This is a genomic window from Thalassobaculum sp. OXR-137, from assembly GCF_034377285.1.
GTDB lineage: Bacteria > Pseudomonadota > Alphaproteobacteria > Thalassobaculales > Thalassobaculaceae > Thalassobaculum.
In genome coordinates, this window is the sequence record NZ_CP139716.1 from 133,590 (window position 1) to 159,241 (window position 25,652).

Annotated in this window: 17 protein-coding genes and 2 pseudogenes; 12 read left to right on the forward strand and 7 right to left on the reverse strand. The window is 63.4% G+C overall.

What is annotated here, in order from left to right; all coding sequences use genetic code 11:
- Window positions 1–2 precede the first annotated feature (2 nt).
- Entirely contained in the window at window positions 3–2,972 is a 2,970-nt protein-coding gene (locus tag T8K17_RS26000; RefSeq protein WP_322335048.1) for a Tn3 family transposase, read from the reverse strand.
- A 364-nt stretch (window positions 2,973–3,336) separates the two neighbouring features.
- On the opposite strand from T8K17_RS26000, the gene T8K17_RS26005 reads away from it, so the two are divergent.
- The 9 genes and pseudogenes from T8K17_RS26005 to T8K17_RS26045 all read left to right on the forward strand — a co-directional run bounded on the left by T8K17_RS26005 (window position 3,337) and on the right by T8K17_RS26045 (window position 13,427).
- On the forward strand, window positions 3,337–3,585 hold the full coding sequence (locus T8K17_RS26005; RefSeq protein ID WP_322335049.1) for a type II toxin-antitoxin system RelE/ParE family toxin: 249 nt from the start codon (window positions 3,337–3,339) through the stop codon (window positions 3,583–3,585).
- A gap of 119 nt (window positions 3,586–3,704) precedes the next feature.
- A pseudogene (locus T8K17_RS26010) lies at window positions 3,705–3,832 on the forward strand (IS5/IS1182 family transposase); the annotation flags it as partial.
- Window positions 3,833–3,995: 163 nt separating this feature from the next.
- The gene (locus tag T8K17_RS26015) at window positions 3,996–6,047 is read left to right on the forward strand and encodes a hydantoinase/oxoprolinase family protein (protein ID WP_322335050.1); all 2,052 of its coding nucleotides are present in this window, start codon (window positions 3,996–3,998) and stop codon (window positions 6,045–6,047) included.
- Complete coding sequence (locus tag T8K17_RS26020; protein WP_322335051.1) at window positions 6,047–8,053, forward strand: hydantoinase B/oxoprolinase family protein; 2,007 nt, start codon at window positions 6,047–6,049, stop codon at window positions 8,051–8,053. Before T8K17_RS26015 ends, T8K17_RS26020 begins: the two co-directional genes overlap by 1 nt.
- A 107-nt stretch (window positions 8,054–8,160) precedes the next feature.
- On the forward strand, window positions 8,161–9,189 hold the full coding sequence (locus T8K17_RS26025; RefSeq protein ID WP_322335052.1) for a TRAP transporter substrate-binding protein DctP: 1,029 nt from the start codon (window positions 8,161–8,163) through the stop codon (window positions 9,187–9,189).
- A gap of 93 nt (window positions 9,190–9,282) precedes the next feature.
- Window positions 9,283–9,783 carry a TRAP transporter small permease gene (locus T8K17_RS26030; RefSeq protein WP_322335151.1) on the forward strand — a complete coding sequence of 167 codons (501 nt, stop codon included), beginning with the start codon at window positions 9,283–9,285 and terminating at the stop codon, window positions 9,781–9,783.
- 51 nt (window positions 9,784–9,834) lie between these two features.
- Window positions 9,835–11,127 (forward strand): TRAP transporter large permease, encoded by a 1,293-nt coding sequence (locus tag T8K17_RS26035; protein WP_322335053.1) that lies wholly within the window; start codon window positions 9,835–9,837, stop codon window positions 11,125–11,127.
- A gap of 46 nt (window positions 11,128–11,173) precedes the next feature.
- Window positions 11,174–12,499: an FAD-dependent oxidoreductase gene (locus T8K17_RS26040; protein WP_322335054.1), complete on the forward strand. Its 1,326-nt coding sequence runs from the start codon at window positions 11,174–11,176 to the stop codon at window positions 12,497–12,499.
- Window positions 12,500–12,527: 28 nt separating this feature from the next.
- Entirely contained in the window at window positions 12,528–13,427 is a 900-nt protein-coding gene (locus T8K17_RS26045; protein ID WP_322335055.1) for a LysR substrate-binding domain-containing protein, read from the forward strand.
- A 4-nt stretch (window positions 13,428–13,431) separates the two neighbouring features.
- Here the strand turns inward: T8K17_RS26045 and T8K17_RS26050 are convergent, their stop codons facing one another.
- A complete protein-coding gene (locus tag T8K17_RS26050) occupies window positions 13,432–14,391 on the reverse strand; it encodes a LysR family transcriptional regulator (protein ID WP_322335056.1) in 960 nt (319 codons plus the stop codon).
- Window positions 14,392–14,567: 176 nt separating this feature from the next.
- Here T8K17_RS26050 and T8K17_RS26055 point away from each other — a divergent pair, with 176 nt between their 5' ends.
- Both T8K17_RS26055 and T8K17_RS26060 read left to right on the forward strand, forming a co-directional pair.
- Window positions 14,568–15,746 (forward strand): NADH:flavin oxidoreductase/NADH oxidase, encoded by a 1,179-nt coding sequence (locus T8K17_RS26055; protein WP_322335057.1) that lies wholly within the window; start codon window positions 14,568–14,570, stop codon window positions 15,744–15,746.
- Between the two features lie 500 nt (window positions 15,747–16,246).
- A complete protein-coding gene (locus T8K17_RS26060) occupies window positions 16,247–16,414 on the forward strand; it encodes a hypothetical protein (RefSeq protein ID WP_322335058.1) in 168 nt (55 codons plus the stop codon).
- 123 nt (window positions 16,415–16,537) lie between these two features.
- Here the strand turns inward: T8K17_RS26060 and T8K17_RS26065 are convergent, their stop codons facing one another.
- Window positions 16,538–17,044, reverse strand: a complete 507-nt coding sequence (locus tag T8K17_RS26065; RefSeq protein WP_322335059.1) for a hypothetical protein — start codon at window positions 17,042–17,044, stop codon at window positions 16,538–16,540.
- Window positions 17,045–17,800 carry a DUF1889 family protein gene (locus tag T8K17_RS26070; protein WP_322335060.1) on the reverse strand — a complete coding sequence of 252 codons (756 nt, stop codon included), beginning with the start codon at window positions 17,798–17,800 and terminating at the stop codon, window positions 17,045–17,047. It abuts the gene before it with no gap.
- A 511-nt stretch (window positions 17,801–18,311) separates the two neighbouring features.
- Between T8K17_RS26070 and T8K17_RS26075 the strand changes: the two genes are divergently transcribed.
- Window positions 18,312–22,112 carry a hypothetical protein gene (locus T8K17_RS26075; protein ID WP_322335061.1) on the forward strand — a complete coding sequence of 1,267 codons (3,801 nt, stop codon included), beginning with the start codon at window positions 18,312–18,314 and terminating at the stop codon, window positions 22,110–22,112.
- Window positions 22,113–23,057: 945 nt separating this feature from the next.
- Here the strand turns inward: T8K17_RS26075 and T8K17_RS26080 are convergent.
- From T8K17_RS26080 to T8K17_RS26090, 3 genes and pseudogenes are all read right to left on the reverse strand, one after another.
- Window positions 23,058–23,738, reverse strand: a complete 681-nt coding sequence (locus tag T8K17_RS26080) for an HAD family hydrolase (RefSeq protein ID WP_322335062.1) — start codon at window positions 23,736–23,738, stop codon at window positions 23,058–23,060.
- Between the two features lie 124 nt (window positions 23,739–23,862).
- Window positions 23,863–23,991, reverse strand: a pseudogene (locus T8K17_RS26085) (transposase domain-containing protein); the annotation flags it as partial.
- Window positions 23,992–24,309: 318 nt separating this feature from the next.
- Entirely contained in the window at window positions 24,310–25,461 is a 1,152-nt protein-coding gene (locus tag T8K17_RS26090) for an HPP family protein (RefSeq protein ID WP_322335063.1), read from the reverse strand.
- Window positions 25,462–25,652 lie beyond the last annotated feature (191 nt).

The window sequence follows — 25,652 nt, forward strand, 5'->3', positions numbered from 1 at the left end:
GGCTAAGCCACTTTCCACCTTTCGGCAACGTTGAGTGCCCTGCGACCCGCTGACAGCGCCGCTCGATCCCACAGGAAGTCCCCCGAGAATGCGATGTGCTCCCAGCCGACCGGCGATGTATGCGCGAGCAGTGCTTCCGGAACGCAGCCGACAGTCGCCCGCAGGTGAGATACCGCATCTGCCATGTATGTCGAGTTCCAGTAGACGATCGCCGCGATCATCAGGTTCAACCCGGACGCGCGATATTGCTGGGCCTCATGAGTGCGGTCGATCACCCGACCCTGCCGGAAGGTACAGATCGCCTGCGTTAGCGCATGGCGCTGTTCGCTCTTGTTGAGCCCAGCTTGGCACCGTCTCCTGAGAGCCGGGTTCTCCAGCCAGTCCAGCATGAACAGCGTCCGCTCGATCTTGCCGATCTCCTGCAGCGCGACGTCGACCTGGTTCTGCCTTTCGTACGCGGCCAGCTTACGCAACATCATGGAGGGCGCCACGTGGCCCGCCTTCAGCGAGGCGACCAGACGGACGACGTCACCCCAGTGCTCTCCAATGACGTCGGCGCGGATGCGCCGGCCGAGAAGGGGTGCAATCTCAGGATAGCCGGCCGGCGGGTCGATCGGAACGAGACGACGATCCGGAAAATCTCGAAGCCGCGGGCAAAACCGGAACCCGAGCATCGAGCACAAGGCGAACACGTGGTCGGTGGCGCCGCCGGTGTCAGTGTAGTGCTCGGCGATGGCGAGATCGCTGCCGTGATGCAGCAAGCCGTCGAGGACGTAGGGTGCTTCGTGCGTGGCTGCCGACAGCACCCGAACGTGATAAGGCCCGTGCTGGTCGGAGACATGGGTGTAGAAGCTGAAGCCTGGATCGACGCCGTAGCGGGCGTTCACGTCGCCGCCGGGCGCCACCCGCTTGCCGCCCCGAAAGAACTGCCCGTCCGAACTGGACGTGCTGCCATCGCCCCACACGGAGGCGATCGGCAACCGGCGATGGGCATTGATGATCGTTGCCAGGGCTGCCCTGTACGTGTCCTCCCGGATGTATGCGCCCTGTGTCCACACAAGCTGGTCGCGCGTAACGCCTTGGCTGGCCGCGGCCATGCGCGACACGCCGAGGTTGGTGGCGTCGGCCAGGATCGCCGCGAGCAGCGCGTTGTCGTTAGGGCATCGCTCTCCGGTTCGTAGGTTCGTGAACGCTGCCATGAACCCGGTGTCGCGTGCGACCTCGTGCAGTAGCTCGGTCACGCGAACGCGCGGCATCAGGGCGTCCAGCCGGTCGGCCAGCTGAAGAGCTTCGTCCGGAACGGCTGCCTTGACCGGCGAGACCTGCAGCCGGCCATCCACGAAGGCGACACCCTCCAGTCGCCCGCGGCTGAGGTGCCGAGCGAACCGCCTCAGACGCTGGTCGAGCTCGGCACTGCGAGCCACAAGCCACGCGTCGGAACTGGTCGGCAGCCCAAGTTCCGTGGCGATCGGCGCCGCCTCGCTCTCCGGCAGCAGATAGCTGTCGAATCTTCGGTAGGCAGAAGATCTATCGACCCATATGTCTCCGGACCGGAGCTTGTTGCGCAGATGTGCGAGGGTCGCCGTCTCATACAGACGACGGTTGATCTTGCCATCGGGTTCGGTGACCAGCTTGCGCCACTCCTTCTTGAACGGCATTGGCGCATCCGGCGGGACATCGCGCTTACCCGAGCCATTGAGCTCGCGCAGCAGGCCGACGGCGGCGATCGTGCGCGCACTACCACGGCCGGCCTTGAAGTCGAGCGCCTCAATCAGCGCTGGCGCGAACTTCCGCAGGGTCGCGTACCGGTCAGCAGCAACGATCAGCGGATCATCGCCGGCAATCTCTGCAAGTGCCGCGACCTCGCGCCTGACCTTCAGCAGGGCCCCCCAGCCGACGGTCTCGTTCAGTGCATCGATCGGATCCGTGTCGCCCTCGATGGACTCGGCGAGCGCGTCGATGGTGCCGCGGAACAACTGCATGAGGCGCGACACGTCCCGCGATGTCGCGGCGTACCGCCGGGCCTGCGTGTTTTTGGCCCGGGTGAAGATCCCGGCGATCAGCTTGTCGGCCATCTCGATCGCGACGTCGGTCAGTCGCTCCTCAAGGTCTATCAACAACGCGACGGTCGTGGCGCGCCGCCGCGCCGTCGCGTAGCGCTCAATCAGGTAGACGGGTGAGGCTCGGCCCTCGTGCACGAGCTGGCGATAGCGGCCCGGATGCACGGCTGCGGCCGTATCGGCAGGGATGCCGATCCTTCGCACGAGGCGTAACCGGTCGAGGATCTCACGGATGTGGTCCGGCTTGGCTGCGACCGGGATTGCCTTCAGCCAAGCGATCGGTGTCACGTTGGTCGTCGGATCTACGACAAACAGACTGTCGATCAGATCGATCTGCTCCTGGTTGATCCGCGACAGAAGTGCGCGCGCGGTGCGCTTTCGAGCTCTTGCCCGGCCGGCGATGCCCGCTCTCTCGATCGTCGCGATCGACGGGAGCAGTATATGAGCGTTTCGCAGGGCATCGATCATACCCGCCGCGATGACGACGCCCTGGTCGGTTGACCAAGCGGCCACGGCAGCGGCATCGATCATGAACGGGATATCCTCCCTGGTCGGAATGCGCAGCCCGAGGAGGTCCGCGAGCTGACGGCCGTGGTCCGTCATGGTCTGCTCGCGGGTCGCGTAGTCGGCGAGCGCCGAAGCTGGGAGATGGAGCTGATGCGCCAGGTAGCGGACCAGGGCCTCCGGCAGCCGATTCGTGCGCGCCAGCAGTTGCGCCAGCATCGTGCCCGGGTGACGGAGCACCGCGAGCTGGAGTGCGAAGCCAAGGCGGTTCCCATCTCCGCGTCGCTGAAGGATCAGATCGAGATCCGGCCCTTCGAGCGTGTACATCCGGGCGAGTTCGTCATACCCGGTCGGGATGCCGATCAACCGTTCACGCTCGGCATCGGTCAGCAGCTCGTGCTTGCGCATGCATGTTCCCTCCCGTGTCCACAAACTATCACTGTGGTTGGTGGACGCTGCTCTGTTTGGAGACGTAATCTACGGACGGGTCTGGCAGCATACGATGGGTCTGTCGACGATCATCCACGGAACGTCTGTTGAGGGACGATTATGGGGCACATTCTCGGCTATGTGCGAGTCTGCGCCGGCAATCAGGACGCGATCCTGCTCCTGGAGCAGGCCGGTGTTCCTGGATCGTTCTTCCTTAGCGTTGTTTAGCGTACTTTCAACGCTCTGCCCTCATGAGGTGCTGGCAGAACTGCGCGCGCGCTACGCCGCAAAAGCCTGATCATGCATCGCCTGGTTGTTCTGCCCGCAGCGCGGAGCGATCTGCTTGAGATCGGCGTATTTCATCGCTCAGGACAATCCACAGCGCGCCGCGTCTTACATCGACGAGCTCGAACAGCGGCTGACCCAGATTGCGGAACGTCCAGGCAGCTATTCCTTGCGAGACGACCTGCACGTAGGCCTCAGGTCGGCGCGTCACGGACCGTATCTGATCTTCTTCGTCGAACGCGGAGAAGAGATACAGATCGTCCGAGTGCTTCACGGGGCCAGGAACCTGGCACGCCTCCTGGGGTAGGGCAATCGGCTGCCTCGGGTCGATAGTGTTGAAAATACCGAGTTGCCGCCGGCCTGATAAGGATGCCGAAGCAATAGCCCGCAAGTACCATTTGCATCAGGAACTCGGGGTCGATCGGACTCGTCGGGCGCTTCTTCAATCGCCTCAAACAGATGCGTGGTATCGCCACTCGATACGACCGGCGAGCGGATAACTATCTGCAGTCGTCAAACCGACCGCGCTGCGCATCTGGGTCAAAGCCTTATGAGCGCGCGTCTTAGGTCAGGAGGTCGTCCGAGGTGCGCCCTGCGATCCGGCGGCTCGGCGCCCGAATAACTGTTATGCGGCTTCGCAGCAGCATCTGTCCCAGTACGCTCGTCTTCTAAGTCGTGTGATCAGTACACGGGACGAAAAAGAAAGGAATCGCGCTTATGCGCCATAGAGTCGGTGTCGATATCGGCGGGTCATTCACGGATTTCGCTATCGTTGACGAAGAAACTCTTGAGGTTAGAGCGCTCAAGGTATTTTCCCGTCCAGATAGGCCTGGCGCGGAAGTCATCGATGGAATTAACGCTGCCGGGAAGCGCTACGGGATCTCGGGTGCCGATATTTCCTATTTCACGCATGGCACGACGGTCGGCGTGAACACAGTGATCCAGCGCAAGGGCATCAAGCTCGCACTGTTCACCACCGAGAATTTCTGCGACGTGCTCGAACTCGGCCGGCTGAAGCTGCCCTCGATGTTCGACCTGCTGTCGCAGCGCCCGCAGCCGCTGGTGAGCCGCGACATGGTCTTCGGCGTCCGCGGCCGCCTGCGCGCCGACGGCTCCGAGTTCACCGCCCTGAATCCGGCGAGTGTGGAGGCCGCGGTGCGCGCCGCCGAGGCGGCCGGCGCGGAGGGCATCGTGATCTCCTTCCTGCACTCCTTCCGCTCCGACCGGCACGAGATGGCCGCCAAGCGGATCGTCGAGCGCATGGTCGCCGACATCCCGGTCTTCACCTCGGCCGAGATCTGGCCGATCGTCCGGGAGTTCGAGCGCACGACCACCGCCGTGATCGGCAGCTACGTTCAGCCGCGGGTCGCCCATTACTTCACCTCGCTGCAGGCCGCGCTGAAGGAGGCGGGGGTCACCGCCGAGGCGCGGGTCGCCAAGTCCAACGGCGGCGTGATGAGCGTCGAGCAGGGCAAGACGGAATCCGTCCAGACCATCCTGTCCGGAACCGCCTCCGGCGTGATCGGCGCGGCGTTCGTCGCACAGCTCTGCGGTCTTCAGGAATGCATGAGCCTCGATGTCGGCGGCACATCGGCCGACGTTGCCTTGATCGTCGACGGCCAGCCGCAATACGGCATCGGCGAGTATATCGGCGACCACCAGATCCACATTCCGTCGGTCTCGGTCACCTCGATCGGCGAGGGCGGCGGATCGATCGCCTGGGTCGATACGCTGGGGGTCCTCAAGGTTGGTCCGGAAAGTGCCGGCTCCACCCCGGGTCCGGCCTGCTTCGGCCGTGGTGGCGAGCGGGCGACCATCACCGACGCCTTCGCGGTCTGCGGCATCGTCGGCCAGTCTTCCGATTTCGGCTACTCGGCCGTGAAGGTCGATGTCGAGGCGGCCCGCAAGGCGGTGGGCGTGATCGCCGACCAACTCTCCATGGGCATCGAGGAGGCCGCCGAGGCCATCATCAAGGTGGCGGTCTCCGGCATGTTCGTGAAGGTCACAGGCCTCGTCACCCGGTTCGGCATCGACCCGCGGTCCACGGCGATGCTGCCGTTCGGCGGCGCCGGCCCGATGATGGGCTGCCTGCTGGCCCGCGAGATGGAGATGCCGGAGACGGTGATCCCCACCGTGCCGGGCGTGCTCAGCGCCCTGGGCGGACTGATCGCCGACCTGAAGAACGATTTCATCAAGACTGTCTACCTGGACCTCGATGCCGAGGCGGTGCCGGAGATCCGCGAGACGTTCGCAGCCCTGCGCCAGGGCGGCGAGACCTGGCTGCGGGATGATCAGGGCTACGACGGCGAGGTGCGGATCGTCTACTCAGCCGACATGCGCTATCGCGGCCAGTCCTTCGAGGTCGAGGGCATCTTCGATCCGGCTGCCCTGGAGGCGGGGGACGTCGCGGCGCTGGCCGAGGCCTTCCATGGCGAGCATGAAAAGCTCTACGGGCACGCGAACCGCGACGAAACGGTGCAGATCGTCAACCTGCGCCTAGTTGTGGCCGGCCGTCAGCCTGCGCCACACCTGCCCCTGATCGAGAAGGGCGAGGGAGTACCCGTGCCGGATCGCATGGTGCAGTGCTGGATCGACGGCGGCTGGACGGATGTCGGCCTGTTCCGACGGGCCGCTCTGCTGGCCGACCAGGAATTCGACGGCCCGGCCATCGTCGTCCAGGACGACACCACCGTGTTCATGCCCAGCGACACGCGCGCCAGCGTCGACGCCTACGGCCATCTCCGCATCACTCAGACCCGGGGGCACTGATGAAGCTCGATCCAGTCACTCTCCAGATCCTCGCCAATTATTGCGCGGCGGCGACGGAGTCCATGGCCCATACGCTGATGCGGACGGCCTATTCGACCTTCGTGAAGGAGACCGAGGACTTCACCACCCAGCTGGTAACGCCGAAGGGCGAGACCTTCGCGTCGCCCAAGGGCTTGGGGGCGACCTGGTTCACCGGACTGGATTACGGCCCCGTCCTCGGCATGGTCGACAGCTATGAGGAAGGCGATATCTGCCTGACCTCCGACCCGTATTCCGGCCATGTCGCGACCCACGCCCCGGACGTCCACATGTGGAAGCCGGTGTTCCATGAGGGCGAACTGGTCTGCTTCGTCGCCTGTCACGTGCACAACACCGATGTCGGCGGCGCGGTCCCGGCCTCGCTGTCGCGCTCGCTCATCGAGGTGCATCAGGAAGGCCTGCGGCTGCCGCCCCTGAAGATCATGTCGAAGGGGCAGTACAACAAGGACGTCCTCGACATCATCCGGATCAACGTCCGGGTGCCCGACCAGAACGAAGGCGACATGCACGCGCAGATCGCCTGCCTGAACACCGGCGAGCGCAAGGTCCACGATATGATCCGGCGGTTCGGCGTCGAGGTCTTCAAGCAGTCCCAGGAGGATCTGCTGACCTATGCCGAGATGCAGGCGCGGCGCCTGGTGGCCGAGATTCCCGACGGCGAATACTTCTTCGCCGACTATTCGGACGAGGATTCCGACGCGGGGCTGCCCTGCCGGGTGGCGATCACCCTGAAGGTGCATGGCGAGACGCTGACCATGGACTTCACCGGGTCCGATCCGCAGCTTGCCTCGTCGCTGAACATGCCGACGGGCGGCAACGGCCGGCACGCGCTGGTCACCGTGGCGATGATCCTGGTCTTCGGTACCCTGGACCCGCATCTGGTGTTGAACGCCGGCACCGCCCGTGTGGCGACGGGCATCCTGCCGGAAGGCACGGTGATGAACGCCGTCGCGCCGGCCGCGGTCGGCATGCGTAGCCTGGTCGTGGCGGTGTCGCAGCTCGCTATCCTCGGCGCGTTCCAGCAGGCCCTGCCGCAGCGTCTGGCCGCGTCGCCGGCCGGCAGCGCCTCGATCATGAACGTCAAGACCTCCACCGCCGGCGGCAAGCAGGTGATGGCGTCCATCGGACCGGTCGGCGGCGGCGGTGGCGGCTCGCTGAACGCCGATGGGGCCGAGGGCAGCGGCGGCAACCGCTCGTTCCTGAAGAACACCCCGGTCGAGATCAACGAGATCGAAGTGCCCATCCATATCGAGCGCTACGGGCTGGTGCCGGATTCCGGCGGCGCGGGTGCGCATCGCGGCGGGTTGGCGATGCGGATGGAGTTCAAGGTCTTCGCACCCGGCTCCGTGGTCACCGCGCGCAACCGCAACCGCACGCGGTTCAGTTCCTGGGGGGTGCTCGGCGGTCGTGCCGGCGGCAATTCCAGCTTCTGGAAGAACCAGGGCCAGGAGAACGAAGTCAATCTCGGCAATATCGACGCGGTAAAATGCGATCCGGGCGACGTGCTGCTGATCGAAGGGCCCGGCGGCGGCGGCTACGGCGCGCCGGAGACGCGCCCGGTCGACATGGTGCTCGCCGACGTGAAGGCCGGCACGGTAACCCGCGACGGCGCGCGGCGCGACTACGGCGTGGCGATCGGCGAGGACCTGTCGGTCGACGAGGTCGAGACAGGCCGGCTGCGTGCTGCCCTGGCGACCAGGAAGCAGGGCGGGCATTTCGACTACGGCGCCAACCGCGAGGCCTACGAGCGGATCTGGACGGCCGAGCGGTACGCAGCTCTGACCGAGGTCCTGATGACCACGCCGATCCCGTGGCGCCACTACGTCAAGCACCGGATCTTCGCCATGGTCACCGACGCGCCGGGCACGGGCGGTGCCCAGCAGGTCTACGAGGCTTTCGACCGGATCGCGGCCATGCATCCCGACACGCTGACCGGCGGGCGTGCCCAGGCACGCGCGGTGGCCTGAGTGAATTCCTGGAGCGCCGGTCCCGGATCGGCGCTCCGGCACCCCGACAATGTCCACAGACGGCACGCCGAACGTGCCGCTTCCCCTTTGCAAACTCGGAGGTCGTTTTGACGCTGTTTCATCCCATCAAGTCCCGAGCGGGTCGCGCGCTGATCGGTGCGTTCGCCCTGGCGACGTCGCTGTCTTCGGCCGCCGATGCCGATACCGTCCTGCGCTTCGCCACCTTGCAGTCGCCGCAGAACCCGATGATCGTCGAGCTGAACAAGGCGTTCGACGAGGTCAAGGAGAAGACCGACGGTCGCGTCGCCTTCCAGGTCAGCTATGGCAAGGAGTCGGGCTTCAGCTCCAAGCAGTTTCTCACAGCACTTGAAGCGGGATTGCTGGACGGCGCCCTGATCTCCACCTCGGCCATGTCGTCCGACTACCACTGGACCGGCGTCTACGGCCTGCCGCTGCTGCTTCCCGATGCCGGCTTCCGTCGGCCGATCGTCGAGGCCGCCAAGCCGCGTCTGGCCGCCTTCGCCGAGACCAAGGGTGTGGTGCCGCTGGCCTATCCGATCCACATGGACCGCTGGATGGTCATCTATGCGACCCGGGACATGCAGTCGCTGGCCGACACCAAGGGTATGCTGATCCGCACCTATGACGCCGCGACCAAGGCGATCGCCGAGGCGCTGGGCGGCGTGCCGACCTCGATGGCCAAGAGCGAAGTCTATATGGGCCTGCAGCGCGGTACGATCGACGGCGCCATCACCGGCGACACTTCGGCCGAGGCCATGCACATGGACGAGGTCGCGCCCTTCATCCTGCGCTATGACACCGTGTTCCTGCCGCACATTCTCGGCGTGAGCGAGAAGGCCTGGTCGAAGGTCAGCCCGGAGGACCGAGAGACCGTTAACGCGATCTTCAAGACCTGGGAGGAAGGTTACTGGGCCAAGCTCGACGAGCGTGATGCCTCCGATTCCGCCTTCGACTACGCCCGCGAGCATGGCATGAAGGTCATCGACCCGTCGCCGGAGATCGCCGCCAAGCTGGAAGCGGTCGGCAAGTCGATGGCCGAGGAGTTCGCCGCGGTCGACGACGAGAGCCGCGCGGCTTACGAGGAAGTCCGCCAGGTGATCGACAAGGGGCTCTGAGCCGGACGGCGCGGAGAGCCCGATGTTCTCCGCGCCCCCTGACCGAGGCCCGTCCTTCCTGCCCTTCTGCCTGCCCGGAGATCGCCATTGCATATGTTTCTGACCGTCCGCCGCTGGCTCAAGATGCTGTCCGCCGCGGGCGAGATGGCCGCCTGGGCGATCATGATGTTCTGGGTCACGCTGATCGCGGCGGGCGTCGTTGCCCGATACGTTTTCGTCTCTCCGCTCATCTTTCAGGTCGATCTGGCATCCGGGCTCCTGGTGGCGTTCTGCACCCTGTGTTTCGGCCAGCTCCTGGTCGAGCGCTCCCATATCCGGGTCGCCAGCCTGGCCGAACGGGTGCCCGTCGGCCTGCAGCGTTGGCTCTGGGTCGCCACCCACGCGCTCACGGCGATCTACGCCGTCCTGGTCCTCGCATCGATGGACACGCTGATGCGCTTCTCGCTTCAGCTCGGCACGAAGTTCGACGTCTCCGGAATGCCGCTCTGGCCGTTCCAGATCTGCGTGCCGATCGGCTTCGGTCTGGTCGCGATCCTGGCCCTGGTCGAGTGCATCTACACCCTCTCGCCGCGCTGGACCCCCGACGATGTCTGAGATCGGAACCGCCCGCGCCGGCCGCCAGTTCCGTAACGCAGGAGTCACGCCATGACCTATGAGACTGTGGCCATCGTGGTCTCGATCGTCTTCCTGCTGTTCCTCTCGTCGGGCGTCTGGGTCGCGGTGGCGCTCGGGCTGTCGGGCTTCGCGCTCTACATCTTCCGGGACGGCTGGTCCGGCGTGCAGTCGGTCGGCTTCCTGATCTTCAACAGCCTGGAAAGCTACGACTACGTGGCGTTGCCGCTGTTCGTGTTCCTGGCGACCATCCTGTCCTCCTGCGGCATCGCCGGCCGTCTCTATGCGTTTTCGGCGGCCCTGTTCGGGCGGTTCCCGGGCGGTCTGCTGCACGCCAACATCGCCGGCTCGGCGATGTTCTCCTCTGTCTGCGGTTCGACGGCCGCGACCTGTGCCGCGATGGGCACGATCGCCGTGCCGGAGCTGCGCCGCCGCAAGTACCCCGAGGGCATCGCCGTCGGCACGCTGGCGGCGGGCGGCACGCTCGGTCCGATGATCCCGCCGAGCCTGGCCTTCATTGTCTACGGCGTGCTGACCGACACCTCCATCGGCCAGCTTTTCGTTGCCGGCATCATCCCGGGCATCGTCCTCAGCGCCCTGTTCATGGGCTACATCTACATCCGCTGCCGCATCAAAAAGGACGTGCCGGTCGAGACCGACGTGCCGCGTGGCGAGGTGCTGCGGCTCGCCCTCGGCGTCTGGCCGGTCCTGGCCCTGTTCGTCGGCATCCTGGGGGGCATGTATTTCGGCGTGTTCACCGCGGTGGAAGCGGGCGCGGTCGGCTGCCTCGCCAGCCTCGCCATCGCCGCGGCGAGCGGCGGGCTGACCTGGGCCAACCTGCGCACCGCCCTGCGCGAGGGCACGCATATCAGCGGCATGATCATGTTCGTACTGGTCGGCGGCATGCTGCTCGGCCACGGCTTCTCGAACATGGGCATCCCGCAGCAGATGGTGGCGGCGGTGTCCGATGCCGGGCTCGGGCCGATCCAGTTCATCATGGTCCTGACGGTGCTCTATCTGCTCCTCGGCATGTTCCTGGACGGTTCGGCGGTGCTGGTCGTGACCATGCCGCTGGTGTTCCCGGTGGCGGTGGCGATGGGCTTCGATCCGGTGTGGTTCGGCGTCCTGGTTATCATCTTCTGCGAGATGGCGGCGATCACCCCGCCCGTGGGCGTGAACCTGTCGGTCCTCCAGGGGGTGACCCGGGCGCCGCTAGAGGTCATCGCCCTGGGGGCGGCACCGTTCCTCGTGCTGCTGGTGGTGATGGTCGGGCTGATCGTGGCCTTCCCCGACGTCGTGATGTTCCTGCCGAAAATGATGTACTGACCCACCCGGCGGGACCCGTGCCGGATTTCAGGAGTGCCCAGCCCCGATGAGCGACCGCGACATCTTCGCCACCGACTATTCCGAGACTCCATACTGGTGGCGCGATGCGCCGTTGCGGGAGCTGCCGCGGGCCGAACCCCCGGCGGCCTGCGACGTGGTCGTGATCGGCGGCGGCTATGCCGGATTGAACGCCGCGATGACCCTGGCCGATCACGGCCGCTCGGTCTGTGTCCTGGAGGCACAGCGCTTCGGCGAGGGGGCTAGCAGCCGTAACGGCGGGATGGTTTCCGGCGGCGCGAATGTCGGCAAGTCGACCGACCTCGCCCGCAAGATCGGCGAGCAGGCCTATCGCGAGTTGCTGCTCGACGCGCGGGAGTCGCTCGACCACTTTGAGCGGGTGATCGCCGACGAGGGCATCGACTGCGATCACCAGCCGGTCGGCCGTTTCACCGGGGCGTGGACGCCGAAGCACTACGCCGCGCTGAAGGCGAAGGCGGAGCGGCTGTCCCGGGATTCCGGCGGCAAGGCCTATCTGGTGCCGCTCGAGCAGCAGCACGAATATATCGGCTCCGAGCGGTATTTCGGCGGCATGGTGGTCGAGCGGACGGCGGGTATCCAGCCGGCGCGCTATCTCGGCGGCCTGCTCGACGCAGCCCTGCGGCGGGGCGTGACGGCGCTGGACCGCACGCCGGCCCTGGGGCTGTCAGGCGGCCCGGGGAACTTCGAGGTGACCACGCCGTCGGGCGCGATCCGGGCCCGCGACGTCCTCGTCAGCGTCAACGGCTATGCGAACACGGCGACACGCTGGGAGCGCAACCGGACGATCCCCGTGGCCAGCGACGCCATCGCCACCGAAGAGATCGGCGAGGGGCGCGTGCGCGAGCTGTTCCCGCAATGGCACATGATGGGCGAGACCAAGCGGATCCTGAACTACTTCCGCCCGTCGCCGGATCGCAAGCGGGTGATCTTCGGCGGACGGGCGACCTTCGCCGCCGACGCGGATGTTGGGCGCGCCGCGCGCATCCTGCACGGACGGCTCGTGACGATCTTCCCGCAGCTCGAGGGTGTCCGGCTGTCCCATGCCTGGTCGGGCAACGTCGCCTTCACCTTTCGCCGCATCCCGCATATGGGCGTACATGACGGCGTGCATTTCTGCTTCGGCTGCAACGGGTCCGGCGTGGCGATGATGAGCTATCTTGGTCACCGCACCGCCGAGAAGCTGCTCGGGGTGGAGGAGAGGCCGTGCGGCTTCGAGCGGATGGCGCCGCTCAGCCTGCCGTTCTATGCGGGCAGGCCGTGGTTCCTGCCGGCGGTCGGGTCCTGGTGGGGGCTGCTGGATCGGCTGGAACGCCAGGCCGTCGGAGGCGCCTGAGCGGTCCGGGGACAAGGAAGGAGGCAGGATGAACGCGCGCCAGCTCGAGGTTTTCCGGGCCGTGATGCAGACCGGGTCGGTGACGGCCGCGGCCAAGCTGCTGAACGTCACCCAGCCGACGCTGTCCAAGATCCTGCGCCATGCTGAATCGCAGTACCGCCTGACGCTGTTCGAGACCGTCCGTGGCCGGCTGGTGCCGACGCCGGAGGCCGAGAAGCTCTATCCCCATGCCGACCGGGTGTTCCGCGACCTGGCGAGCCTGCGCCGGCTGGTCGGCCAGATCCGGGATGGGGAAGGGGGCATGGCCCGGCTGGCGGTGTCGGCGTCGGTTGCTGCGACAATCGGGGCCGAGGCGGTGGCAAAGTTCCACGCCCGTCGGCCCGATGCCCATCTCGCCTTTCACGCCCTGCCGGCGCTGGAAGTGGCGGAGAAGCTGCGCTCGCGCGAGGCGGATCTGGGTCTGACCCTATCGCCGGTCATGGCCGCGAGCCTGGAGACCGAGATCCTTGGCTATGTCGAGATGGCGGCGCTGCTCCCCGACGGCGATCCGCTGGCGCAGCTGGCCGAGGTTGGGCCGCAGGACATCGTCGACCGGCCGCTGATCAGCTTCGGTTCCGACAGCCATTTCGGGCAGTTGCAGGACGCCGCCTTCGCAGAGAAGGGGCTGGAGCGACGGGTCGCGATCGAAATCCATACCGGCGCATCGGCGCCCGCCCTTGTCGGTGCCGGGGCCGGCGTCGCGATTATCGACCGGCTGCTGGCGGAAACGGCGGGCCGGGGCACGGTCTGGCGGCCATTCCGGCCCCGGGTCGAGGTGCCGCTGACTTTGGTGCTCGGTGACATGCCGCCCAGCCCCGCGCTGGTCCGCATGCTCGCCGCCGACCTGCGTGCCGCGGCGGCCGCCCGGCTCGGCGGCGCGGATGGGTGACGGGTCAGTCGCCGGCCGCGTGGTCCGCATAGACCGCCCGGATCTCGTCCTTCATCGTGCGGATCAGGTCCTTCACCCCGGAGCGTTCCGGCCGGTTGATCGGCGTGGCCAGGACGATCGTGCGGGTAATCTGCGGATCGACAACCTTGGCGCTTTGAACCAGCCCGTTCAGCAGCCGGGTCCCGCAGATCTGCTCCGGCAGCATCGACCAGCCGTATCCCGCCTCCACCAGCTGCAGCAGCGCCGTCATGCTGTCGGACTCGTAGGCGATGTTCAGCCGCACGCCCCGGGTCGCGGCCAGGGTGTCGATGTCGCGCCGGGTGGCATGCGCCCGGCTGGTCAGGATCAGGGGATACCGCGCCAGATCGTCGAACGGCACGACCTCGGGCAGGGGCGGATGACGGGTCGAGCCCACCAGGGTGAGCGCATGGGTCAGCACCGGTTCGGGATTATATCGGCGCAGGGCCGGCGTGTCGTGCAGCACCGCCAGGTCGAGCCGGCCGTCGGCGAGCCATTCCAGGACATGGCCGCTGGAGCCGTCGAGAAGGTGGAGGCGAGCATCGGGATGCTGGCTGCGCATCCGCGCGATCAGCGGGATGGTGAGGAACTGGGCGGTCGACGGCAGCATGCCGACCGCGGCACTGCGCAGCCCGTGTTCGATATCGGCGAAGGAGGCGGCGAGTTCGTCGACCGAATTCATCACCTGGGAGGCCATCAGGGTGAGGCGGGTGCCGTCCTCTGTCAGGCGTACGCCGCGGCCGTCGCGATAGAAGAGCTGGGTGGACAGCGTCCGTTCCAGGTCGCGGATCGAGCGGCTGAGGGCCGGCTGGCTGACGCCGCTGGCGATCGACGCCTTGGACAGGCTGCCGGTCTCGGCAATGCGCAGAAAATGCTCCAACCATTTCAGGTTCAAGGCGCTGAACTCCCGCTGTCGTGCTGACGAGGCCAGGGCGTCGGTGGTCAACGGAGCAGCCTACTCCGCCGCAGGTATTCAGGCGAATGCCGTATGTTGAGAGGGCTATGCGTCCAGGCTATGTAGTCGCTTCGTCTATGGTTTGTATAAGCTATTGAATTTGAAGAAAACATTAAGACCGGTCACGGTCAGGCCCTCCTTGTCCCTGCCTCCGTCGGAGAGTGTTGATGACGACTGCCGAAAAGCCCGCCCTGCTCACCCCGTTGACACTGCGTGGCGTGGAATTGCCCAATCGCATGGTGCTGTCGCCGATGCAGACCTACATGGCCGGCACAGACGGGCAGGCGACCGACTGGCACTTCCAGCATCTGGCCCGCTTCGCCACCGGCGGCTTCGGCGCGGTGATGACCGAGGCCCTCATGGTCACGCCGGAGGGGCGCAACACTTACGGCGACCTCGGCCTGTGGGAGGATGCGCAGATCGCGCCGCTAGCCCGTATCGCTCGCTTCATGAAGTCGGCCGGCGCGGTGCCGGCGGCACAGCTTCACCATGCCGGGCCGAAGGCGTCCCGCCAGCGCCCCTGGGACGGACGCGGCCCGCTGGTTGAGGCCGACGCCGCTGCCCGCGGCGAAACCGCCTGGCGGCCGGTTGCTGCCTGGAACGACAGCACGGTGGAAGGCTGGCACATCCCGCGCACCCTTGAGATTGATGAGATCCGGGAGATCGTGAAGGCCTTCGGGGCCGCCGCCGCCCGGGCGGTCGAAGCCGGGTTCGAGTTCATCGACATCCATTCTGCCCATGGCTACCTGCTGCACTCCTTCCTGTCGCCGGTGTCCAACTACCGCCAGGACGCCTATGGCGGCGACCTCCACGGCCGCATGCGGTTCTCGCTGGAGGTCGCCGAGGCGGTCCGGGCCAACCTGCCGGACGAGGTTCCGCTCGTGTTCCGCCTGTCGTGCGTCGATTGGCGCCCGGACCTGGACGATCGCACCGACGGCTGGACCATCGAGGACACGCTGACCCTCTCCGCCGCCCTGCGTGAGCGTGGGGTAGACATGATCGACTGCTCGTCCGGCGGTATCCGGGCGGCGAGCTCCGGCACCGACTTCCTGCTCAAACGGCAGAAGCTGCAGCGCGGCCACCAGGTGCCCTATGCGGCGCGCATCCGGCAGGATCTGGAGATGCCGACCATGGCCGTCGGCGTGATCATCGACGGCCCCCAGGCGGAGGAGATCCTGCAGCAGGGCTCCGCCGACCTCATCGCCATCGGCCGCGAGGCCCTGGTCGATCCGCATTGGGCCCTGAACGCCGCCGGCGCGGTGCTTGGCGCGCAGGACTGGGACCGCTGGCCGTCGTCCTATGGCTGGTGGCTGCGCATGCGCGAGGATATCGGCATCGCGGGGTGAGCGTTTCGCGACGGACAGTGTGGGCTTCAGAGGTCGAGGGCTCGCTCGCGATCGACGGCTGAATATGGGGAAGGGCAGGAAGTCCGTTTGCAAGTCGCGGGGAGTGCGGATACCGGGGAAGCCGCTCTAGAAACCTCGGATCCCGCCGGTTCCGGCCCTCGAAGACGGCTTTCAGCGCAGTTAATGTTTAGAACGAGCCGCTTCAGGCGCCGCGGCTGAGTTCGACCGTGCGCTGAACCACGAACGCAGGAATGCAGGCCTGGTGGCTGCCAGGGCACAGGGGAGGGTAGGGGGCGACCCACGTCTTCGCTCCCGAGCCCCCGACGCGATCCTCGAGCTCGTCGACAAGCTGGACCAGGTGTATTTCGAGGGGATTAGCTCGACGGCGGCGGCCTGGCTTTCCGTCGTCCAACGCCTGCGACTTCAATGTCCCTGCCAAGACGTAGTCAGGGCCCTCAACGCACGAATGCCGGCGGGCAAAGAGGTTTGTGAGAAAGGGCGTGGCAGAGCCCACCTTGCTCGGCCGCGCGCAGGGCTATCCGGCCGATGACTGGCTTCTGGTCGTCCTGGCCGGCATGCGCGGCGCCAACCCCGACTTGATGCTTGGGGACATTTGTCGCCGGCTGGACGTGACGCGCAAAACCAGCTCGCATGGTCGATCACTGTAGCATCGTCGACGGTTTGTACGCTGCTGAAAACGGGCGGAGGGGAAGGGATCTGCGAAGCACCGGAATGACGGGAACGGGTGGGAAGCAGTCGTTCGAATTGCAGCAGGGATTATCTTGGTTAGGTCAGAACTCCTCTAGATCACCACCGCGCGACACATACTGCTCATGGAGATCGTAGCTGATCTGGACAAACAGCTCGGCGAAAGCCCAATCGTCCACCTCCCTGAGGCTCGCCGCAGCTTCGAACGAATCGATCCCCTGCGAGATACCGTCGGTCAGGTCGGAGAAGGCCTGGGCCGCTCGCCTCCACAACTCGAGCAGCTCGTCGAGGGTTGGCTCGTAGCTGATCTCGTGCGCGAGCCTGTTGCGCAGAGCGTTAAGTGAGATCAGAACCTCGTACTGCGCGTCACTGATAGTCCCGAGTTGCCGATTTAGCCCGATAAGCGAACGGTGGCGTAGCGTATCACCATGCTCCGCAAGCTTCGGATCGTACTGGCGCACAAGGCGCCTGAGCAAGAACTCGACCGCCAGATGTCCCGATAGTAGGGCGCTGACGAATGGCCTATCGCTGACCATCCGTTGGTACAGTTCGGTGAAGCTGGCGATCCCCTCTCCCTTGTCGCGCGCCACCTACGTGCTCCAGCGCTGATATTTGCCGTCGGCGTCGGGAAAACTCTTAATAGGCGGCTTGCTCTTGAGTGCTTGGATCTTGGCTGCGAGTTTTGCCAATTCATCGGCTGCGGTTGGCTTCCAGCCATTCTGGATGGCCCATGACTTGATCTTGTCAGGCTCGAGTGCGTGACCTTTGTTCCGGAGGATGCGGAGCGTCTCGTTCGCTTGATCCTTGTCGAGTGGGTGCATAACCCCGATGGAGAGGTTCACCGTTCCTGAGAGGCCCTGAAGCGCTTTTTCGACCACCCTATCCGAGATTAGCTTTACCGGCGCGGTCGGTGGCTGACCGTGCACAGCATGCGTCCAGCGCTTGCTCCACGTGTCGACCGCGTTTGAAGACTCCGGCACCACCACGATACCGATTAGTCCGGCCAAGCTATCGATCTTCTCCATCATCTTTTCTTCCGCGAAGTAGGCAATTACCACCGCCTGCTGTGCCGAGTTAGGTAGCGTATGGAGTGTGGCGTGACGCAAATCGCAGCCCTCGGTGATGTTGATGACCTTGTTCGCCAGAAGCGCTTTGGCGTTGTCCACCCCGATGTGGCTCCTGAGCGCCGTTTGGCTTAGCTGCTGTTTGGTATGGGTCACGAGGATGTATTCGCTCGCTGGAGGCTGCGCCTTCTTTCCGATCTCCAGAGCTTTTTTAAGCGCGGTCGCCCATGTAGTGGGTGCTTGGCAGTCGGCCGGAACTACCACCCGAATCGGCAATGCCATGAGATCGCTCCGCAAACTTTTTAGAACCGGGTTGAGATTCTATTCAGAGTGACAACCTCAGTCTATCGCTGCCTGGATTTGGAAATTCGCCGTTTGCGCTAGTCTATGTACTCCGCTTGGTGCGCAATGATAGCTGTTTTTGAACGTCGCCGATGGTCTTGGAACCTCCGCAATGGGTCGCTGCCAGCCGAATAGGCAATTGGGCCCTTCGGGTGGATAGCGGTCATGCATCAAGCAACAATTTGCGTAGAGTGTGTTCCCACAAGAGAGGTTCGTTGATGGTTGAGATTTGATTCAACCTCCTGAGCGGGAGCTTGGTATCCGTTACCAAGAGTTGAGCGATACGGAATGGTCGATCATCGAGCCGCTGCTGCCGCACAAGAGTCAGGACGCGAGGGGGGCGGATGGCCGCCGTGAGACCACGAGATCCTGTTGCGGTTTCGTACGGCTCGTCGCAGGCAAAATCCATGGTGCCGACGCAGCGACGTCGCACGAGCAGCGAGGTATGGTGATGTCGGTTCTTAAGGTGACGGCGGAGCAAATTCACTCGATCGATTCAGCGGGACAATTTGTCGAGTTGTTGAGACGATTGTTACTCGCCGAAGCCCGCGCCAACGAAATTGCCCGCAGTGGTGTGTCGGTGTCGGCTCAAATTACGGTGTCTGACGGCGGCGAGGACGGCCGGATTGAGTGGCAGGACGGCCCCCCTCAGACCGACTACCTCCCGGCGCGGCTCACTATGTTTCAGGCGAAGGCGACGTCGATGCCTCGAAACGCCTGTGCCACGGAGGTCAAACAAGAGGATGGCGCACTGAAGCCAGCAATAAGAGAGACGCTGGAGCGGGGAGGAGCGTACATCGTCTTCTGCACCGACAAGTGCGGACCTAAACAATACAACGAACGCATGCTGGGGATCCGCGACGGTATAAGTAAGGCAACAAACAACTCATTTTCGACAGCTCAAGTGGATTTCTATGATGCTAATAAAATTTCAACATGGGTCAACGAGTACACGACGGTGGCGGTCTGGGTGCTTGCCGAGGTTTTGCATCGCCCAGTCGGAGCGCTTCAATCTTGGGAGAGTTGGAGCCGAAATCCCGATCTCGATGCTGAGCAATACGCGTTCGTTTCTGGCCGCTCAGAGGATGGCACAGTTGATCTTGCGCAAATCCCGCTGACGGTACGAGACCATCTCGCTAGACCACGATCCGTTGCCAGAATTGTTGGCCTCTCGGGCCTCGGAAAGACGCGAGTAGCACTCGAAACGTTCCGGCCGTCCTACGACCGATCAGACATTTCATCAGACGCGACTTCCATCAGTGTCGTCTATACGAATTCGAATGCTGGCTCAGACTACCTGGTGCGCATGTGCCACGACCTGCGGCGCGAACAGCTACCCGGCATCCTCGTGGTCGATGATTGCGATATCGACCTTCACCGGTCTCTGGCCAGGATCGTAGAGCACACCGACAGTAGCCTTAGCCTTCTGACGCTCGACTTTGACCCGACCACAGTCGATGGTGAGCTGTACTACATCAAACTGTCGCCTCTCGATGACGAAGCGATAAAGGGCATTCTAACACAGGCATACCAGTCTCTACCCGAAACCGAGATCCGCCGGATATGCAGCTTTGCACAGGGCTTTCCTCGGATGGCAGTCCTGCTCGGTGATGCTTCGCTGTCGGAGGAAGGGCGGGTCAACACCCTCCGAGACGATGCCGTTCTTCGACGCCTCGTGTGGGGCCGAAGGGCCGAAGACGATACGGGTCAACGGGTCCTGTCGGGAAGCTCGCTCTTCGATGTTCTTGGCGTCGACGGCCAAAGAAGATCAGAACTGGAATTCGTTGCTGAACATGTCTGCGGCGTCGATTGGCGCAGATGCTATGAATGGCTAGAGCACTTCCGAGAAAGGCAAATTGTTCAGCGGCGCGGCGATTTCGTGCAAGTTCTACCGAAACCACTTGCCCTGAGACTCGCCGGCGAGTTTTGGCAGCGCTTACCGCCTGACATTGTACAAAGTTGGTTCGCCGGCGCTATGCCGGAACGATTGCAGCACGCACTGTGCGATCAACTTGCTCTCCTTGATTTTCACCCAAGTGCCCGCGCGATCGTCGAAACCTTGTGCGGTGCCGAAGGCCCTTTCGCCAAACCGGAGGTACTTAACACTGAGGCGGGTTCTCGGTGCTTTCGGTCGCTGGTCGAGACGAACCCGCACGCTACCATGGCGACCCTTGTAAGAGCGTTCGGCTCGGCTTCGCGAGGTGATCTTGCCGGATTGACGGCGGGCCGACGAAACCTCGTTTGGGCCCTGGAGAAGCTTGTATTTCGCAAAGATACTTTTGCTGATGCCGCGAGGCTGCTTCTTGCGTTCGCCGTAGACGAGAACGAGGAATGGGGAAACAACGCAACCAACCAGTTCGTCCACCTCTATCAGCTTCATCTTTCGGGGACCGAAGCAGACGGCGAAGAGAAGCTAGCCGTAATCGACGAGGCTCTTGCATCCGGTGTGCCTCGGGAGGTTGAGATTGCGATCGAAGCCCTAGGTCACGGCCTCACCACGCATCACTTCATGCGCATGGGGGGAAATGAGGTCCAGGGGACGACGACGCGTTTGACCGATTGGAGACCGAACCGACGGGAAGCCTATCATTATTATCGAGAAGTACTTTCTAGGCTCGTCGTTCTGGCCACAGGCAACGGACAATTCGCTCACTCTGCAAGGGGCAAGATTGCTCCAAATCTGCGCGGGCTAATCGGAGCAGGGCTCATCAAGGAGATCGATAGAAGCATAGACCGAATCGTGGCCGCTCATGGTCCGTACTGGCCAGAAGCGCTCGAAGCGATTGCGGACACCCTGCACTTCGATCGGGATCGCCTACATCCCGAGATCGTTGCAAAGACAGAAACCCTTCACGATCGGTTGCTCCCCCAGTCGCTCGACGACCGGCTCAGCTTCTACGTATCTGAACTCCCCTGGGGCTTTCTTAGGCACAGTGACACGGAGGACGATGACGAGCGAGTGATCGTAGAACTCGCTGAGGAATGCGCCGACCAGCCGGAATTGCTATTGGAAAAGCTCGCCACGTTGCTGACTGGGCCGCAGCGGCAATTTTTCCCTTTCGGGAAGCGTTTGGGTGAAGTGTTCCCTGACCCGGGGCGCTTCATAGAACAGTGTCTGTCCGTGCTGGAGGATGAGGACAACCCCAACGTCAACGCAGCCCTTCTTGGCGCATTCATAAAAGGCGTCGAACCCAGCAAGCCAAGCTTGGTTGAGCAAACTTTGGAGACGGTCGCGTCCCGCCCAGCCCTTCACCGTTATCTCGTTGACCTGACACGGTTCACGAACATCAAACCTGCTGACATCCAGCGGATCATCAACGCTTTGAGATCCGGGAATATTGAGCATCGGCAGGTCCAAATCCTTGCCTATGGCTCTGTCCTCAAACCAGTTCCTGCCGCGGAGGTCGATGAACTAATAGAAATGCTCATGGAACCTCGGGGCGAAGCACTATGGACAGCGCTGGAGATCGCGTACTTCTTCGTTCACGGAAAGCCGGATCACTACACAGCACTCCGACCACGCATCCTTCAAATCCTGCTCCAGCCCGGCATGCTCACGGCTGGCAGGCGATCAAACTTGGATGCCCACCATTTCGAAGACTTCGGTAAGAAGCTCCTCACCGACGGAGGCGACAGTTCCGAGCTCGCCCGGCACCTATCGTCCGAGATCGTTGAAATCTGCCGTCTGACGCCGTTTCCGTACAGCCTCGACCACCTCATCGGCACACTGCTCCACGTCTTATTGGAGCACCACGCGGATACGGCTTGGCCCGTTTTCGAGGAGGCGATAGAGAACGCTGACTCGCTCGTGAGATTCCATCTCGACCACATCCTCGGTTCCAAGCGAGCATTTGACGAAAGTACCGGGCCCCTCTTCATACTTAGCGACAAGTTCCTCTTGGAGTGGTGCCGCCGACAACACCGCGCGCCGGTATTTCTGGCGCGGTGCATGCCGCTACTTGAGAATAATGACAACGGCACACCTCGCTGGACCGCACTCGCCTCATCAGTAGTAGACGAATTTGGCCATCGAGAAGACGTTATGACCGCATTGTCCGGAAATATGGGCAGTTTCGGAGCTGTCGGCTCACTCGTCTCCTACTACGAGCGGTTCGAGGCTCCATTGCGCGAGCTAGCATCGCATCGGAAAGACGCCGTCCGCAAGTTCGCGAAGGAAGAACTAGACTCCATTACGCAACTCATCAATCGAGAACGGAAACGTGACGAGGAGCAGAAATTTGGGATCTATTGATCGTGTGATCGGAGCCCCGCTAATCTCTCCAGCTTGTAGAGCATAGTGGTCACTGCATGGAGACCATGCAGTGACCGCTCTGGGTCGGGCTTTCCATTTCCCCGGTCAGCGTTGCTAAGCATTAGTGAAGCTGGGACGCCTGCCGAGATACGCGGATCGCTTGGGTGCTCCAATCATCATGGTCTCTCGCCATGCTTCTTGTTCAGCATTGACCAAGGCCAATTCCCATACGCATCCGATCACTGGCCTAGGATGTGGAGCGATCGGCTGTTGGTTGCCATAGGTCTGACGAAAGAAATGCTGGCAGAGGACGCAACCTTGGATCCACCAATGTGCGGAGATTGACAGACCCATTTCACCAGGATGCACGATGACGAAACCCAAGTCGTTGCTGTCGTCAGTCGCCGCTACCTGCGGTAAGACTTCCGTTTTCAGGACTTCCACGCACCTAGACATCATTTCGTCAGTGACCATTTGGCCCTCGGCGCATAGGCCGTAGATCTTCATTTCCAATGGCCCGACACTGCGGACCCCATGCATTGAGACTGCGCGCGGGCGATACATTTCGACGGGTCTGGCGCTCAATTGCCGTCTCCAACTAGAGGTGATTTCGATAGCGACAGGTATGCATCTGGCCATGCGGAGCGACCGCAGCTTGGCAGGTTGCGCTCAGGTTCCTGGAACATAGGCCCAAGGCTGCAGGTCGTCGAGGCCGGCACTCGCCCAAGCGCGGGACGTTGCTTTGAGTGAAATTGGATAGTTGCGCGGTCTACGAGGTCAACGCCGTAAGACCGTTTAGAGTAGAACCGCCCCTAGGTTTCCAGCGACCGCTATGGGATGTGGGGGGCTTTGCTAACGAGCGGCCGCTATGGGTCGAACGGCTCATAGAGTGTAACCGCTCGGTCTGCCCGACCTTGTGCTCACGGGTCAGTTTCGAGCAGGCAATTATAATGTGATCTGCCTTGCACTGGCGACATGGAGCAATCCATCTGCTGCGAGGCCAACTCGCAATGAGGTGAAGTTGCGGATCCAAAATTGATCCTCGAGATCCTGTTCCTCAAGCGTTGTTGCGACCGCGATGACTTTGGCACCTGCGGCATTGCCGGCCTGGATTCCGGCAGGGGCGTCTTCGAATACGAGACAGTTGGCCGGAGTAACTCCGAGTGCCTCCGCGGCAGCTAAGTAGCCGTCTGGCGCCGGTTTGCCGATCATGACATCCTCAGCCGTGACCATAACCTGCGGCAATGGCAGCCCTGCAGCTGCCATTCGGAGATTTGCCAAATTTCTGTCGGCGGACGTCACCACAGCCCATCGACCGGCGGGTATAGACTTTAGCAGCTTAGTCGCGCCTTCGACCTCTACGATGCCGTCGAAGTCGGCGAGCTCTTCAGCATCTATGCGTGCCGTCTCCTCAGCGATCGAAACACCGGGTGGGGCGAAATCCGCTACTGTCTCAGACGTCCGGCGTCCATGACAGGCAGCTAGCACCTTATCCGCATCGATCCCGTGTCTATCGGCGAAGCGGGTCCACGTTCTCTCGACCACGGCGATCGAGTTTACGAGGGTGCCATCCATGTCGAACAGCAGGGCGTGCACGCGAAAACCTGGGCCGAGTGTCGATTCCATACAGCGTTACTCCGTGCGATCTGTTGCCTGGACCGTGCCGGCTGCGAAGCGTCGAAAACGTGATCAGCAGCAGTCGTCGGCGGCTGGGGTAACACTATTCGGCTCAACTGACACTAGAAGAGTGTCAGGGGCGCAGGTCGCTGATCATGGTGATCAGGTGACCGGCGATGCCCCCGAGCACGTCGATGAGCCAGGCTTGCGGGTCGACGCCAATGAGCTTCGCCGTCTCGATCAGGGTGTAGGAGATGGCCGCCGCTTATGTGCTGATGTGCCTCCGCGAAACGCCCTCGAATTTGGTTAGAGTTTTCCGGGTCTTGGAGTGCTCCTGAAGGAGATCAAGTGACCGCTCAGGGTGGAACGTAGTTTAGACGTCGAAGGACCGCTATGGGTCGACTGTTGAAAAAAAAGTCGGCGTCGGTCCCCAGACGCCACTCTCCCAGCAATTAGGAGTCACGTGACAGGCTGAGAAGTAGGATTGCTGTGCCAAATCTGGCCGTTTCGCCGGAATGTGGCGGGCCTCAGTTGCTGTCGCCTTTTTCAACAGTATCGGTCGACAGGAGATCTGTGTCGCTTAACCGGGCGGGGTTCTCGCGATGCGGCGTGCCATCGCCGCGATCAGATCGGTTCGGGTGACGATCCCGATGAGCTTCCCATAGTCGAGCACCGGCACCGCATCGACATCCCGGTCGCACATCATCGCCAGAAGGACGCTCAGCGGGGTCGTGGCCACGGCTCGGGGCACGGTCACACTCATGATATCTCCCGCCAGAACCGGTCTGCCGCGCGCGCGGTCAACCAGCCGCCGCAGGGCGGGTGCGAAGCCGCTATCGAGGCGCAAGGCATCGCCTCGCGCACGGCCGATCAGGTGTACCTGGAAGATCACTCCGAGGAATCGGGTGTCGGAATCGATGACAGGAAGTGACGTGAAGCGGTGACTCTTGAACAGATCCGCGACGTCTCCGAGCGGGGTCGCCAGTCTCACGGTTGTCAGATTCCTGGACATGATGTCGGCGGCGGTCAGCGGACCCGTATGCTGGGTTGCCACCTGAACTTCGGCGGCGCCGATCAGACGGGCAAGATCCTTGACGCCGAGATTGAACGACTGCCGGTAGCGTTCCAGGATGTCGGTCAGGTCCTGCTCAGACAGTTCCAGCCGCTCGGCAGGGTCCGACTCACCGGCGTCCTTCGAGGGCGGATCGTCGAACTGACGGAACGGGTACCGGCGCCCCGTGACCCGCGCGTAGGCGATCGCGACGAGCACCAAGGCGATCGTGCCCGTTGCAATGGGGGCGAGGGCAAACCGGAAGCCTAGCTGCTCCATTGCGTCGGGGCTCATCGCGGCGGTCATGGCGACGGCACCCGCAGGCGGATGGACCGCGCGACAGGCGATTGTGGCGAAGACCGCAAGTCCGACCGACAGCGCTATTCGGGCAACCGGATCGCTCACGACCATACAGACGGATACGGCGACTAGGGCGGCAACGGTATTCCCAACGACCGCGGACCAGGGCTGGGCAAGCGGGCTGTTCGGCACGGCGAACAGGAGCACCGACGTCGCGCCAAGCGGCGCCACGAGGTACAGCCCAACAGCCAGATCGACGGTCGGAGACAAGAGAAACTGGCCAACCAATCCCAAGCCCAGCAAGGCCCCGAACCCAGCCCGGATGGCTTCCGTCGACGACGTGCGGGCTACAACCGGCCCAAGCGCTCGCAGGATACTCAACGCAATTCCTTTTCAGTCCGCGGAAGTGGCGGTCGTCGAGGCAGGGTTGGTTTGATGAAGACCGCCTGACCAGACACCCGGAGGATCGGGCACCGTATTAAATTGGTTCGGTGTGGTCAGTAGAGCGGGAGGCCGTTGTCCTGCAAGGCGTTTCCGTGTCGGATCACCTCTGCGACGTGCAGAGGGTGAGG